At 64.3% G+C, this 14118-nt stretch carries 18 protein-coding genes; 11 read left to right on the top strand and 7 right to left on the bottom strand.

Annotation, left to right across the window (positions count from 1 at the left end; all coding sequences use genetic code 11):
- The first annotated feature begins 6 nt into the window (after positions 1–6).
- The gene (locus tag B208_RS0115635) at positions 7–813 is read left to right on the top strand and encodes an endonuclease III domain-containing protein (protein WP_018128965.1); all 807 of its coding nucleotides are present in this window, start codon (positions 7–9) and stop codon (positions 811–813) included.
- A 12-nt stretch (positions 814–825) separates the two neighbouring features.
- Here the strand turns inward: B208_RS0115635 and B208_RS0115630 are convergent, their stop codons facing one another.
- Positions 826–1233: a DUF5518 domain-containing protein gene (locus B208_RS0115630; protein ID WP_232423817.1), complete on the bottom strand. Its 408-nt coding sequence runs from the start codon at positions 1231–1233 to the stop codon at positions 826–828.
- 117 nt (positions 1234–1350) lie between these two features.
- Entirely contained in the window at positions 1351–2742 is a 1392-nt protein-coding gene (locus tag B208_RS0115625; RefSeq protein WP_007981802.1) for an NAD-dependent succinate-semialdehyde dehydrogenase, read from the bottom strand.
- Positions 2743–3005: 263 nt separating this feature from the next.
- On the opposite strand from B208_RS0115625, the gene B208_RS0115620 reads away from it, so the two are divergent.
- Complete coding sequence (locus tag B208_RS0115620) at positions 3006–4256, top strand: cation:proton antiporter (protein WP_007981804.1); 1251 nt, start codon at positions 3006–3008, stop codon at positions 4254–4256.
- 8 nt (positions 4257–4264) lie between these two features.
- Here B208_RS0115620 and B208_RS0115615 read toward each other — a convergent pair whose 3' ends face one another.
- Positions 4265–4792, bottom strand: a complete 528-nt coding sequence (locus B208_RS0115615) for a DUF7097 family protein (protein WP_026177884.1) — start codon at positions 4790–4792, stop codon at positions 4265–4267.
- A 61-nt stretch (positions 4793–4853) separates the two neighbouring features.
- Here B208_RS0115615 and B208_RS0115610 point away from each other — a divergent pair, with 61 nt between their 5' ends.
- Positions 4854–5201, top strand: coding sequence for a DUF192 domain-containing protein (locus B208_RS0115610; RefSeq protein WP_007981807.1), 348 nt, complete (start codon positions 4854–4856; stop codon positions 5199–5201).
- 6 nt (positions 5202–5207) lie between these two features.
- On the opposite strand, the gene B208_RS0115605 is transcribed toward B208_RS0115610, so the two are convergent.
- Both B208_RS0115605 and B208_RS0115600 read right to left on the bottom strand, forming a co-directional pair.
- A complete protein-coding gene (locus B208_RS0115605) occupies positions 5208–5636 on the bottom strand; it encodes a CopG family ribbon-helix-helix protein (protein WP_007981810.1) in 429 nt (142 codons plus the stop codon).
- A gap of 39 nt (positions 5637–5675) precedes the next feature.
- Positions 5676–6731 (bottom strand): S66 family peptidase, encoded by a 1056-nt coding sequence (locus tag B208_RS0115600; protein ID WP_007981820.1) that lies wholly within the window; start codon positions 6729–6731, stop codon positions 5676–5678.
- Between the two features lie 150 nt (positions 6732–6881).
- On the opposite strand from B208_RS0115600, the gene B208_RS0115595 reads away from it, so the two are divergent.
- The 4 genes from B208_RS0115595 to B208_RS0115580 all read left to right on the top strand — a co-directional run bounded on the left by B208_RS0115595 (position 6882) and on the right by B208_RS0115580 (position 9890).
- Positions 6882–7280 (top strand): hypothetical protein, encoded by a 399-nt coding sequence (locus tag B208_RS0115595; protein ID WP_007981822.1) that lies wholly within the window; start codon positions 6882–6884, stop codon positions 7278–7280.
- 81 nt (positions 7281–7361) lie between these two features.
- The gene (locus tag B208_RS0115590) at positions 7362–7826 is read left to right on the top strand and encodes a DUF7109 family protein (RefSeq protein ID WP_007981824.1); all 465 of its coding nucleotides are present in this window, start codon (positions 7362–7364) and stop codon (positions 7824–7826) included.
- A gap of 24 nt (positions 7827–7850) precedes the next feature.
- A complete protein-coding gene (locus B208_RS0115585; RefSeq protein ID WP_007981826.1) occupies positions 7851–8447 on the top strand; it encodes an NUDIX hydrolase in 597 nt (198 codons plus the stop codon).
- A gap of 312 nt (positions 8448–8759) precedes the next feature.
- The gene (locus B208_RS0115580; protein ID WP_007981828.1) at positions 8760–9890 is read left to right on the top strand and encodes an NAD(P)/FAD-dependent oxidoreductase; all 1131 of its coding nucleotides are present in this window, start codon (positions 8760–8762) and stop codon (positions 9888–9890) included.
- Between the two features lie 66 nt (positions 9891–9956).
- Here the strand turns inward: B208_RS0115580 and solA are convergent, their stop codons facing one another.
- The gene (gene solA, locus B208_RS0115575; RefSeq protein WP_007981829.1) at positions 9957–11081 is read right to left on the bottom strand and encodes an N-methyl-L-tryptophan oxidase; all 1125 of its coding nucleotides are present in this window, start codon (positions 11079–11081) and stop codon (positions 9957–9959) included.
- 224 nt (positions 11082–11305) lie between these two features.
- On the opposite strand from solA, the gene B208_RS0115570 reads away from it, so the two are divergent.
- The 3 genes from B208_RS0115570 to B208_RS0115560 are packed head-to-tail and all read left to right on the top strand — an operon-like array spanning position 11306 to position 13086.
- Entirely contained in the window at positions 11306–11920 is a 615-nt protein-coding gene (locus B208_RS0115570) for a hypothetical protein (RefSeq protein ID WP_007981831.1), read from the top strand.
- A gap of 60 nt (positions 11921–11980) precedes the next feature.
- Positions 11981–12352, top strand: coding sequence for a DUF7344 domain-containing protein (locus B208_RS0115565; RefSeq protein WP_007981833.1), 372 nt, complete (start codon positions 11981–11983; stop codon positions 12350–12352).
- A 20-nt stretch (positions 12353–12372) separates the two neighbouring features.
- The gene (locus B208_RS0115560; protein ID WP_007981835.1) at positions 12373–13086 is read left to right on the top strand and encodes a DICT sensory domain-containing protein; all 714 of its coding nucleotides are present in this window, start codon (positions 12373–12375) and stop codon (positions 13084–13086) included.
- A 37-nt stretch (positions 13087–13123) separates the two neighbouring features.
- On the opposite strand, the gene B208_RS0115555 is transcribed toward B208_RS0115560, so the two are convergent.
- Positions 13124–13606: a hypothetical protein gene (locus B208_RS0115555; RefSeq protein WP_026177883.1), complete on the bottom strand. Its 483-nt coding sequence runs from the start codon at positions 13604–13606 to the stop codon at positions 13124–13126.
- Between the two features lie 137 nt (positions 13607–13743).
- Between B208_RS0115555 and B208_RS0115550 the strand changes: the two genes are divergently transcribed.
- On the top strand, positions 13744–14118 hold the full coding sequence (locus tag B208_RS0115550; RefSeq protein WP_007981838.1) for a helix-turn-helix domain-containing protein: 375 nt from the start codon (positions 13744–13746) through the stop codon (positions 14116–14118).

Below are 14118 nucleotides of genomic sequence, written 5' to 3'. Positions count from 1 at the left end.
CACTCCATGAGCGACGACCCGGAACCCGCCGAGAACATCAGCGGCGGGGCGGACGGCGGCGGAATGGCGGCCGAGTTCACGCCCGCCGACGCCGAGACGCGAGCCGAGGAGGTCGTGGACCGACTCGGCGAACTGTACTGGCAGAAGACCTACGGCGGACAGGACGCCTTCACCTGCCTCGTCCGAACCATCCTCAGTCAGAACACGAGCGACGTGGCGAGCCAACCCGCACACGACGACCTCGTGGCGCGCTACGGCGGCGGGGACCTCGCCGAAACCCTCGCCAAAGCCGACCACGGCGAACTCGCCGACACGATTCGCTCCGCCGGACTCTACAATCAAAAGGCGGACGTGATAATCGAGTCGGCCGAGCGCGTCCTCGCCGACTTCGGGAGCGCGGCGGCGTTCGACGAATTCGTCCGCGAGGAGGAACCGAACGAGGTTCGGTCCGAACTGCTGGACATGAACGGCGTCGGGCCGAAGACCGCCGACTGCGTGCTCCTCTTCTCCGGCGGGCAATCGGGCGTCTTCCCCGTGGACACGCACGTCCACCGAATCTATCGCAGGATGGGCATCGCGCCCGCGGATGCCGACCACGAGGACGTGCGGGAAGTGTTGGAGCGCGAGGTTCCGGCCGAGAAATGTGGATTCGGGCACACGGCGAGCATCCAGTTCGGACGGGAGTACTGCTCGGCGAGAAACCCCGCCTGTCTGGACGGGCCGGAGGCCTGTCCGATGTTCGATTTGTGCGAGCAGGTTGGAGTTGATGTAGAACGAGGTGAGGTCGTTGACCCGGCGGAGTCAGGGCTGTGAACCCGGCCGTCTCTACCCGGTAACTGGTGTCGGTTCCCCCGAACCGAGCTTTCGCGAGAGCCACTCCCCGGTCATCGCGGCGATTGCCCCGGAGAGACCGACCATCAGGGCAACGAACGCTACCAGTACGAACACGACGAGTACCTCCAAGGCCCCGAAGGACATCGGCTGGTCGAACCGTAAAATCGCACCGACCGTGGGAATCGCATTCCACAAGATTGGCAGTGAGCCAACCAATCCGGTTTGGAACCCGATACGCTGCGCCTCCTTCTTTCCGCCAAGCGTTACCACTCCACCGACCAGTCCGGGCCAGAAGATGACGCCGAAGTCCAGTGCGCTGGACCCCGGGGAGTTGATCAGGACGTACGCGGATGAAATGAGTCCGGCAGGCAGCGCGTACGCCCACGGATGAGCCGTCACGAATTCACGGAAGTTTCTAATCACGGGGTTGTTTGTATACTATACATTCATTCGTGCATATATTTGTTGACGAGCAAAACCAATTACCCCTACCGATAGCGAGAATCGTCCGATTCTCTACTCCACGCCACCCTCGGAGTGCGACACGTCCGACACCCACGTCGTCTTCTCGTTGACGAACTCGTGAATCCCGTGCTCGGAGAGTTCGCGGCCGTAGCCGGAATCCTTCACGCCGCCGAAGGGGAGGCGGGGGTCGGATTTGACGAGTTCGTTGACGAACACCATCCCGGCCTCGATTTCCCGGGCGACTTCCTTCGCCCGTCGCTTGTCTTGCGTCCAGACGCTCGCACCGAGTCCGTAGGTGGTGTCGTTGGCGCGCCGAATCGCCTCCTCGACGTCCGAGACGCGGAACACGGACGCGACGGGGCCGAACAGTTCCTCGCGTGCGGCGGGGCTGTCCTCGGGGATTTCGGTGAGTACCGTCGGCGGGTAGTACGGTCCGTCCCTGTCGAGCGGTTCGCCGCCGAGTTCGACGGTCGCACCCGCGTCCACGCTCTCCTCGACCTGCTCGTGGAGGTCGTTCATCAGGTCCTCGCGGGCCTGCGGACCGATGTCGGTGTCCTCGTCCATCGGGTCGCCGACGGTCAACGACTCCATCTCCGCGGCGAATTCGTCCATGAACTCGTCGTACACGTCGTCGTGGACGACGAAGCGCTTGGCCGCGATACAGGACTGGCCGCTGTTGATGCAGCGGGCCCGTGCACCCGTTTTCGCCGCGTCCTCGATGTCGGCGTCGGGGAGGACGACGAACGGGTCGCTGCCGCCGAGTTCGAGGACGGTCTTCTTGAGATGGCTCCCCGCCGTCTCGGCGACCGCACGGCCCGCCGGTTCGCTGCCCGTGAGCGTCACCGCGGCGAGTCGGTCGTCCGCGATGACGTCCTCCATCTTGTCAGACCCGACGAGCAGGGTCGTGAACGCACCGTCGGGGTAGCCCGCCTCCTCGAACACCTCCTGAATCGCCATCGCGCACCCCGGCACGTTCGAGGCGTGTTTGAGCAGGCCGACGTTTCCGGCGGTGAGGTTGGGCGCGGCGAACCGGAACACCTGCCAGAACGGGAAGTTCCACGGCATCACCGCGAGCACCGGCCCGAGCGGTTCGTAGGAGACGTACGACTCCACGTCCGGTTCCGTGCCGATGTGTTCGTCCTGCAGGAACTCGGCGGCGTGCTCGGCGTAGTAGTCACAGACCCACGCGCACTTTTCGACCTCGGACACCGCGCTCTCGATGGGTTTCCCCATCTCCGCCGTCATCGTCTCGGCGTACTCCCGCTTGTTCTCCCGGAGCACGTCCGCCGCGTTCGAGATGAGGCGCTGGCGCTCTTCTATCGGCTGGCGGTGCCACTCGTCGTAGGTGTCGGTGGCGCGCTGAAGCTTCTCGTCGACCGCGCTCTCGTCGTCCTCGTCGAACGTGTCTATCACGTCGCCCGTCGCGGGGTTGAGACTCTCCATACCTACTCCTGACAGTTCCCACGTGCATGTACGCTACGGCAGAACACGTTGGAGAGGGACGTGGGAGAGAAACGAGCTACCTAACGCGTCGTAACCGCCGTTTTCGACGGAAAAACAAACCGCCGGAAGGGGCAACGACCCGTTTCTCCGCATACGCGCCGCATACTTATGCGAGTCGCTACCGACCGTTCCCGTGACATGAATCGCCTGAGGAACGGGGGAAGAAGCACGGAAGCGAGCGGTATCGGGAGGCGTCGAGGATAATGGCGTCGCTCGAAATCTTCCTCGTCATCGGAGTGAGCCTGTTGCTCTCGCTCGTCCTGAGCGAAGCCATCGAACGACTCGGCGAACCGGGGTTTCTCGGCGAAATCCTCGCGGGCGTCGTCCTCGGTCCATCCGTCGCCGTGCTCATCGCCAGTACGGCCGAGAACAGTCCGTTCATCCTCATCGCCACCATCGGCGGCCTGTTGCTCTTCTTCGACGTCGGCTACCAGCAGATAGATTTGAGCGATCTGCTCGCCGCGTTTCGCCCGGTGTTGATAATCGGGCTATCGGGCGTCATCCTCCCGTTCGTCGTCGGATACATCATCGGGAGCTACTTCGGACAGGGGTTGGAATCGAGCCTCTACCTCGGTCTCATTCTCTCCGTCACGTCCGTTTCCATCGTCGTCAGGACCCTCCTCTCGCTCGACAAACTCGACACGCAGTACGGGCGCTGGATTCTCGGCGCGTCGGTGGTGGACGACGTGGTTGGCCTGCTCGGCATCTCCATCCTCCCCCTGTTCTTCGTCAGTGGCGGCCTGATGGGGACCGCCTCCGCTCTCGGATTGGCCGCGCTCTTCTTCGTCGCCGCGGCGATTTTCTACCGATTCCTCCTCGACCCGGTGTCAGACCTGCTGTCGAAATCCCAAGTCGGCATGGCGGATTTCATCGGCATCCTCGGACTGCTGTTCATCTTCGGCTACGCCTCCGACGCGGTGGACCTCTCGTACTTCATCGGCGCGCTGACCATCGGACTCGTCATCTCGACGAACAAGCGACTGGAGGGAAAGAAACTCCAGTCGAACGTGTACGGCATCGCCTACGGCGTGTTCATCCCGCTCTACTTCGTCGCCATCGGAGCCAGGATGAACCTCGGCGCGCTGACGGTCAACACCTTCATCGTCGTCTTCGCCGTCTTCGGCCTCCTCTCGAACTTCGTGGCTGGCTACGCCGGAAACATCATCGCCGGAGGGCGTCGGGAACACTCGCTCATTCTGGGCTTCGCCCTCCTTCCCCGCTCCGAATCGGGAATCGCCATCGTCTCGCTCGGCGTCGCGCAGGGTATCGTCGGCAACCAAATCTTCGTGGCTTATCTGGTCGTCTTCGTCGTCTCGGTGTTGTTGACACCCTCGCTTTTGAAGCGGGCGGTCGAACGGGCCGAGCGGAAAAAGGCGAAGAAGGCGAAAAAGAAGGATGAAGGAACGGACGCGGGGAGTTCGGGAACGTCGAAATCGACGGACGCGGGCGGATAGGCGAACGATCACTTCTCGCGGTCGTATCGCTCCGCCGCGGTTTCGAAGGCGGTTTCGGCCCGCTCCGTGCTCCGCCGCCCTTCCGCTTCCGCCATCGCCTCCGGGTCGGGGTTCACGTCGTCGTCGATTCGCGCCCACGAGTTGTGGACCTTCGCGTGACACCAGCGACAGAGGTACACCGTGATTTCGTGCGAGAGCGTCTCGCCGCCCCCGGCGTAGGAGAGGTGGTGTTCTTCGAGGAGCGGGCGCTCGTTCGAGTGGGCCATCCGCCGCTCTTCGAGGCCGCAGCGGACGCACTGGCGGTCGTGATTTCGACAGCGGAAGTGCGGGCAGTCGCGCCACGACCAGTCGCCGTCGGGGTCGGCGACCGGGCAGGCGAAGTCCTCTTCGCGGCGCTCGCGGGCGAACGCCGGGTCGTGTTGCGGATGGTCGAAGGCGTAGCGGCAGTTCCCCTCGTCGGTGAGGTGGTCGCAGAGGCCGACGTGCTCGTACGGGTCGTCCACGCCGACGGCGGTGCCCGTCGGTGTCTTCTCCATGCTGAACTCGTAGCGGCGCGCTCGCACAAACGTTTTGTCTTCTCCCTGAGGAGTTCCCGACGTGCGCGTCGTACACGAATCGGACGGACGGTCGGAGACGCTAGCGAACGATGTCGAGACGGCGGATTCGTTTCTCTCGCAAGCGAAGGGACTGATGTTTCGCCGGTCGATTCCCGACGATTACGCCCTCGCGTTCCGATTCGACGACGTGGACGCCCGCGACGTCCACATGGTGTTCGTCCCGTTTCCGCTCGACGGGGTGTGGGCGGTGGACGGCGAAGTCCAGCGGGTGAAACGGCTGTCCGCGTGGACCGGATTGGGAAAAGCGGAAGCGGACACGCTGTTCGAACTGCCCGCCGGAAGCGCATCGGACGTCTCGGTGGGCGATACGGTTCGGCTGGTCGAATAGAGTATCTTACTCGGCGTCGGCCAGCGGACTGAACCCGTCCACGGGCGTCACGGAGTAATCGACGGTGAGCGTGTCCTTCGTGGCTCGAATCCGGCCGACGAAGGCGGAGATTTCCTCCAACGTTCCTTCGAGGACGAACAGTTCCATGCAGTGGTGATTGCCGATGTGGTTGTGGAAGTTCGAAGCGACGAGTCCCTCGTGTTCGTGACGGAGGTGCATCATCCGCTCCTCGACGTTGGTCGTCTCGTAATCGAAGAGCACGGTGACGATGGCCATCAGTTCGCGGTCTTCGAGGCGGCGGTCCTCGAACTCGCCGAGGAGGTTTCTGCTGGCCTCGCGGACGACTTCGCTCCGGCCGGTGTAGCCGTGTTCGTCGGCGAACTGGTCGATTCTGGAGAGCAACTCGTCCGGCATGGAGACACTGACGACGGTCATGTATTAATCCAGAACCCAAACGCTATTAGAATCTTGTTATCAGTATTCGAACTGGATTCGTTCGCTCTCGGGGTCCACCGTCACCTCGCCGCCGACCGGAACCGGCGCGACGGGGGCCGTGTGGCCGAAATCGAGGTCGAAGACGACCGGGGCGTCCGGGTTGTACTCGGCAACGAGGTCGGCGATGGCGTCGCGTTGGCGTTCGCGGTACACCGCCCGTTCGTCCGGCGGTCGCGCCACCTCGTGTGACCGCGCCTTCGCCCGTCCGACCAGAACCGCGGAAAACCGTGAGAGGAGTCCGCGCTCGCCCATCCCCATGAGCATCCAGCGAACGTCGTGTTCGCTCGGCAGTTCCTCGGAGGTTTCGAGGAGCAAGACCGCGCCGTCCAGTTCCGACGGGGCGGGCAGGTAGCGGTCCACGGACAACTGTTGGTCCACGACGGACAGACAGCCGCCCCACGTTCGACCCGTGACGCGTTCGGTCCCGCCGCGCCACTGCCACCCCGGATTCGGCTCCATCTCGCGGTGCTTTTCGAGGTTGTTCGGGTCGGCCCAATCCAAGTTCTCGTCGGTGAATCGATCTGCCAGACGGAGTTCGCCGAACGATTCCTCGAACATGGCCCGCTTCAGGTACTCGACGGTGTAGTCGTGCATCGACCCTTCCATGGCGAACTCGGTGAAGAGCGTGCCGCCGTAGAACGAGACGACGCCCTCGTTCCAGAGGACCGTCTGAAGGTTCGTGTTGTCGCTCGTACCGTAGAACCGCGTCGGATTCTCGCGGAGCACGTCGGTGTCGAGGTGCGGCAGGATGCGAACTTGGTCCGCGCCGCCGATGACCGCGATGACGCCCGCGATGTCGGGGTCGGCAAAGGCGTCCATTACGTCCTCCGCCCGCGCTGCAGGGTGGTCGTACAGCCACTCCGGGGATTTCGTCGCGGTGGGGAACTCGACGGGGGTCAGTCCGAACTCCGATTCGAGACGGTCGAGTCCCAACTCATAGACGTGGGGGAACAGGGACGCGTGGCTCGTTCCGGGTGCGATGACCGCGACGGAATCGCCCGGTTCGAGGGCTGGCGGGAGGACGAACTCGTGCATGAGAGACGCGTCGAGAGAGTGTCTGAAAGCCGTTTCGTTCCCCGTTCTCCCCCGCTAACGAGCCGTTAATTCCGAATTTCACGGACAGAGCACTCCTGATTCGAGCTTAACCGTGACATAACAAAGACCCGTTCGGCCGTCGGCACGTCTATGTCGAACAGTTCCGTGGGGTGGTTAGAGACGCGCGGGGAGTGGCCGACGGCCGCCCCAAACCGCGTCTGGTTGTTGGCGATTCTCATCGGGGGGAAGACGCTCGACGCGGTGAGCACGATTACCGTCCTCCACCTTCGGGCCGACGTGTTCGAATCGGTGTGGCTCACGCGAACGCTCATGGAGCAGTTCGGGACGGTCGGCGGGTCGTTCCTCACGCTCGTGTTCGCCGTCGTCGGCGTCGTCGTTCTCGCGGAGAGCGGCCTCCTCATCGAGCGACTGTTCCCGGAGTCATGGACCCCCGAGGGGTACCCCGCCGCCTTCAGGACGACGACGTATCTCGCCGCTGGCGCGTGGTACGGCTTTCTCGGCGTCCACAACTTCCTCTATCTCGTCTGATAGCCGACAATATATCTATTTTCTTATATTTCGGTGCCCGGAACGCCAACACTAATATCGACCGCCCGACGCTTCCCGGTAATGAGCGAGACGAAAGATGAACTCGCGGGCGTGGTCGATATGTTCGGGGCGCTGACGCGCGCCGAACTGGCCGATGCGCTCGCCGAACTGGCGTTCAAGCAGGGCAAGGAAGTGGACGTGTCGGCGTTCGAGGCGGTCATCGAGGACGGCGTGCGCGACTTCTACCTCGTCGAAGCCGACGCCGACGGGGAGACCGTCCTCGTTCCCGGACCGGTTGCGTTCCCCGCACTGCCCGAGAACGCGGAGGACTTGCCGCACATCATGGACGTCCCCGAGCGGACGACCGACCGCGAGCGACTCGGGGAACGGGTACGGAAGCGATTGGCGACCGAGGCCGAAACGGCCGACGAGGAACGCGCACGGTATCTCGTGGACGTGAGCTACGACCTCGAAGCGTGGGCGCCGGTCGAAGCGGACGACGTGCGCGAGCGGTTGGACGAGTCGCGTCCCGACCGGGCAAATTAAGGCCGGAGGGAGCAACGAAAACACATGAACCTCGGTCGGGTGGCCGACCACGAACCACGGTTGGTCACGGACGAGAAGCGCGAGGCCGCCGTCCTCGTTCCGATTATCGCCCGCGACGACGGCCCAGCCCTTCTCTTCACGAAGCGGGCGGATCACCTCGGCGAACATCCCGGACAGATGAGTTTCGTCGGCGGCGGGCACGAACCGGGAGACGCGGATCTCTGGGAGACGGCGGTCCGGGAGTCCAACGAGGAAATCGGTCTTCGACCGGAGGAGGTCGACGGCGTCGGCCGACTGGACGACATCCGAACGATAACCCACTATTCGATAAGTCCGTTCGTCGTTCGGATTCCCGACCGGCAGTACGACCCCGACGAGCGCGAGGTGGCCGAAATCGCCGTGCTCCCCGTCTCGGAACTGACGGACTTCGACAACTACGAGAACGAGTACCGCGAGCATCCGCGCTACGGCGAGGTGGTCATCCACTACTTCCACGTCGATGGCTACACCGTCTGGGGCGCGACGGGCCGGATTCTGGTCCAACTGCTCGAACTGACGACCGACTGGCGCGCACCGGAGAAGATAGACCGGTTCGTCGATACCGACCCGGATTTGGGATAGCGTTCGGCGGAGAGACGAGAACGAGCGCGCTCGTCCGCTCGACGACGGATGCTCGGGACGATTCGCGCACAACCGGCGCGAACGACCCGACCGACGCCGAAAATACGAGATACTGAATCCTCTCGAGGAGCACTGAACCATAGTGAATGACACTGACTTGCACTATTTCTCACTAAATCATACCATTCTCTACTGAAGAGTACTGGACTACCGACGCGGTAGCGGCCGGTTTCGGGTCGTTCGACCGACGCACCAGCGTTCCGGATTGTCGGTACCCATAGGAACGAGGTGGTGGACGCTCAATGGCCGGTCATGCACGATGCAATCGTCGTCGGAGGCGGAATCGTCGGCGCCTCCGTCGCGTACCACCTCGCACGGAAAGACGTGGACACGCTCCTCGTCGACCGCCACGATACCGGACGAGCGACCGACGCCGGTGCCGGAATCATCTCGCCCGCGACCAGCAGTCGCACGGCCTCGGACCGGTGGTTCGAGTTCGCGCTCGACGCGGCGGCGTACTACCCCGAACTGGTCGAGCACCTCGAAAACGAACAGGACGGGAAGACGGGCTACTCCGACTGTTCTCTGCTCTCGGTCGCGGTGGGCGAGGACGAAGTACCGGAGTACGACGCGGCATCCGAACGGATTCGGGAGCGACAGGAGAAGTACGATCAGCCAGCGCCTGGAACGACGGAAGAAATCTCGTCGTCGGAGGCGCAATCGCGGTACCCCCCGCTCGCCGAAACCCGCCGGTGTCGCGCCTACGACGGGGCCGCGCGGGTGGACGCCCGGACGTTCACCGGCGCGTTGCTCCGGGCGGGAGAAAGCCACGGGCTCACCGTCCTCGACGGGGACGTGACCCGAATCGACCACGAGAACGGCGCGGTCACAGGCGTCGAAACCACGGACGGCGGGCGGTACGAATCGGATGCGGTCGCCGTCGCCGGTGGCGCGTGGTCGCCCCGCTTCGCGGAGTCGCTCGGCGTGTCGATTCCCGTCGAACCCCAGCGCGGTCAGATCATCCACCTCGATTTGGGCGAGACGGACACGTCGTCGTGGCCCATCCTCAGCCCGTTCCACGGCCACTACATGGTCCCGTGGCCGGACAACCGCGTGGCGGTCGGCGCGACCCGCGAAGTCGGTTCGGGGTTCGCACCGCACACGACGGCCGCGGGCGTCCACGAAGTGCTCGGCGAGGCGCTCCGCGTCGCGCCCGGCCTCGCCGACGCGGAAATCGACGAGGTTCGCGTCGGGCTTCGTCCGCGCTCCGCCGACCAACTCCCCGTGTTGGGCGCGGTTCCGACCGTCGAAGGCGTTCATCTGGCGACCGGCCACGGCGCGACGGGCCTGCAACTCGGGCCGTACAGCGGCAAACTGGTCGCGGACGAAATGCGAGGAGAGTCCGTCGATATCGAGACGTTCAGCGTGGAACGGTTCGAGTAAGGAATTCGAGTACGGGATTCGAATAGGGCAGTGGAGTGGGTCGTTTCATCGACCAGCCGGCCGTTCTCAAAACCGGTCGAGCGAGAACAACTCGATATCGTGGCGACTCTCGTCGTCGATGGCGAGGTCCGCTAAAATCTCACCGACGACGCTCGACAGTTTGAAGCCGTGGCCCGAAAACCCGGCCCCGACGACGACCTGCGGGTGGTCCGGAAGCGTGTCGATGATGAAGTGCTCGTCCGGCGAGTTGGTGAACATGCAGGTCTCCAAGCGCATCGTCGGTCCCGCCGCGTCGGGAAAGTAGCGCTCCGTGAAATCCCGGAGGACGCGTTCGTCGCCGGGGGTCGGTTCGGCCACGTCGTCCGGGTCCACCTCCTCGTGAAAGTGGTTGTACTTCCCGACCTTGTACCCCGGCACGCCGTACTCGGGGAAGCCGTAGAAGTAGCCCTCCTCGCACTCCACGATGAAGACGGGGAACGAATCGGGCTGGAACCGCTCGGGATGTTCGGGCTGGAACCACCCCAAGACCTGTCGCTCCGGCACCGCCTCCGTCTCCAGCATGGGGAGCAGGTTCGCGGCCCACGCGCCCGCCGTAACGACCATCGCGTCGGCGGTGTAGCTGTCTTCTGCCGTCTCGACGCGGACGCCGCCGTCGGCGGTCGGCTCCCAGTCGAGGACGCCCTCCCGCGCGTGAATCTCCGCGCCGTGTCGGTGGGCCGCGTTCACGTGGGCGACGACGCACTGCTCGACGTGGAGGAACCCGCCGTCCGGTTCGACGACCGCGACGAACTCGTCGGGCAGATCGTAGCCCGGATAGCGCTCGCCGAGTTCCGCACCCGAGAGCAGTTCGTGTTCCAAGCCGTGCTCCTCGGCCGATTTGCGCGCACCGGCGACCTTCTCGCTTCCCTCGGGTCCGGCGACGACGCACTCGGTTTTGTGGAGCAGTTGCGTCGAGTGGGCCGCGTCCAACTCGTCCCACAGCTCGTAGGCGCGTTCGAGCAGCGGGACGTAATCCGGGTGTTCGTAGTACGCCTTTCGGATGATTCGCGTCAGGCCGTGGGACGACCCCATCGAGTGCGGTACGTCGTAGCGTTCGAGACCCAATACGTCTTGCCCGCGCTCGGCGAGGTGGGCCGCCGTCGCGCTCCCCATGCCGCCGACGCCGACCACGATGGTGTCGTACTCCGTCATTCGTTTCCACCCTGTCCGCCGGTGACAATGAACGTGGGGGTCCGACGTCACGCGAGTGGTGGGCGCCGCCGCGGAACCGACGTCCCGCCGTCACCGAGTTGAACCGGCGATTTCGTTGTCCCAATTCCGCGAATCATCCGAAAAATGGCCGTTCGGCGGACCGATACAGGTAAACCTGCGAGGTGAATATCGAGTGAAAACGGCCGCTTGGCGGTCGTGATACCGTGACGGAACAGACCGACTACTTCGACGACAGAATCGCGGACGCAATCCTCCACGGCTCGCCCTACGAGCGACTGCGCGTCCGACGGAACAGCCTCTTCGACCAACGTATCTCGACGAAACTGGCGTGGCAGAGCGTCGTGCTCCTCGCGCTCTCGCTCGTCGGACCGATAACGCTCGGCTATTCGGAATCGGTCGCGGCGCTATTTCCGGGCGGGACGCCGCTCACGTCCTCGCCCATCATCCTGATGCCCGGCGTGCTCGTCCTCCTCCTCGAAGCGGGCGCGGCGGCGGGACACGTCGCCGTCGCGGCGACCATCCTCACCAACGAGTCGGACCTCAGCACGCGCCGGATGCGTCAACTCCTGAGCGTCGAGGAGATGGCGTCGTTCTACGGCCTCATCGGCGGCGCGCTGCTCCTCACGATAACGGTGGCGTTCTTCCTCCTCGGGTACGCCGGAGTGGAGACGATTCAACAGTACACGACCGCCGGAGCGCAGGGACCGTTCGACACGTCCGGGACCGGACTGAGCGTGCTGGCGGTCTCGACCGTCGCCTTCGTCGGGAGCGTCATGCTCTTTACGGCGAGTCGTCTGCTCGATACCCGAATGCGATAGCGGGCCGGACGGAACGCTTACTGACGTTCACGGCGTGGGTGTGAGCATGGAGGAATCGGGATGGCGAGAGACACGGAGGACACGCTGTACGACATTCTCCTCGACCCGTCGCTCGACGACGACGTGTACCGAGCGTTAGCGAGCCGTCGCCGTCGGTACGCCGTCTACGCGCTGATGGAGTGGGACCGGGTTTCGATGGACGAACTGGCCGACGTTCTCACCGGGTGGCTCTACGCGAGCGAGTACCGAATGGCGACGCCGGACGACCGAAACCGGTTGATTACGGAACTACGCCACGAGCACGTCCACATGCTACGGAAGGCGGGACTCGCCGGGTACGATTCGAGCGGAGACGGACTCGTACTCCCCGAGCTAGCCTATCCGGTCGCCAGACTGCTTCGCTGGGCGCGACGGAACGAGTATCCGAACTGACTGTCACGGGAGACGTTCAAATGGACCTTCGGGAAACCATCGCCGATGTGGAACGCAACCGAAAGACGCTCGTCGTCTACAGCGAGGACCCGTCCACCGACATCGCCGACGAGTTCGAGACGAAAAACGTCACGGTGCGGTACAATCGACTTCGGGGCGTCGGCCCGGACGAGTTCCTCGTCATCCGCGACCGCGACGGATTCAAGGGTGCAATCGGACTGACGTCGCTTCGAGAGTTTCTCACGCCGCCCGTCCGCGTCCCGTGGAGCGACGAGTTCGACCCGTCCGCGTTCCGCGACCTGTTGGCGCTGCTCGGCCGGACCCTGTTCTCGTCGTTCGACCGTCGCCAGATGCTGGCGACGAGCCGCGAGTTCGAGGACCGCGCGTGGCGCGTCGGCGAGGGAACGCTCCACGTCGGCTTCCAGTCGTTGTCCGCGTTTCGCGCACAGACGGACGTGTACCGTCGCCTCGCGCGCGAGACGACCCTCGACGTCCACATCTACGGGCGGGCGGACTGGCAACCGCCGCGTATTCGAAACACGACCTATCGTGCCAGAAAGACGGGCGAAATCGGTTCGGTGTGGTTCATCGTCTACGACGGCGGCGGCGACGACCGGCAAAAATGCGCGCTGGTCGCCGAGGAGCGCGACGAGGGGCGATTTTTCGGCTTCTGGACCTACGACCCCTCGACGGTCGACGACCTCCGAACCCACCTCGAACGGACGTACGGGTGAGCAGAGAGCCGTCGCGGCGTTCGGCGACGGTCCCCGATTACCGATTTCGGACGACGGGATACAGCGCCCCCAACACCAGTCCGAAGACGGCGTGACCCATCAGACTGGTCGGGTTGACGTTCGGGACGGGAGGTGCCATCGGGAAGCCGACCGCCTGCAACCAGACGGGCATGACGAGGACGGCCGCGACGACCCAGAGCAGGACGCCGTACCCGACGCCGACCAGCGCGGACGTTCCGACCGAATCCGTCAGCGTTCGAAAGCGCGGCGTCGTCGCGATCGCGGCGAACACGACGCCGAAGATAGCCGCGTTTACCATGTGAATCACCCATCCGGCAAATCCACCGTCGAGTCCCCAGAGGGCGGGAATGGCGTGTTCGATGACCGGCCGCATCTGCACCGTCAGCATGACGCCCATCACCGCCCCTGCGACGAGTCCCGAACCGACGCCCGCTTGCCACGCGCCGTCCGTATTCGCTGCCGTTTCCGCCGTTCGTTCGGTCGCTGTTTCGGTTGCCATCATCCGTAACTACCGCGAATCTGGATAAGTCGATTTGGCGTGCGTGCGGTCGGGACGCACGTGCGTCGGGAATGCACGACCGGGGTGAGTTGAAGGTAACTGGGACGTTTATCGTCGTTCGTGTGGTCTGCTCACTCATGAACGACCCCGACCCACAACGATTCCGAAGCCTGATGCTCGCGGATGAGCCGGGGTTCGAAGACGTGTTGACCTGCGTGTTCTCAATCCAACCGCACGAGAGTCGAACCTATCTGGCGCTCTTAGAGCGTCCGAACAGCACGACCGAGGAGTTGGCGCGGACGACCGGCCGCGACCGAAGCAACGTCTCGCGGTCGCTTGCGACCCTGCGCGAGAAGGGGTTGGCGAGCAGACGCCGCCACCTCCTCGACGGCGGAGGGCACGTCTATCGCCACGAACCGACGCCCCTGTCGGAGGCGAAAGCGCTCATGCACCGAACGCTCGACGAGTGGTGTGCGTACGTCCACGGTCGAATCGACGAGTTCGGCGAGTGA

The organism is Haladaptatus paucihalophilus DX253 (assembly GCF_000376445.1).
GTDB lineage: Archaea > Halobacteriota > Halobacteria > Halobacteriales > Haladaptataceae > Haladaptatus > Haladaptatus paucihalophilus.
Note: the sequence above shows the minus strand (reverse complement) of the source record. Positions and strands in the feature narration are given on the sequence as shown.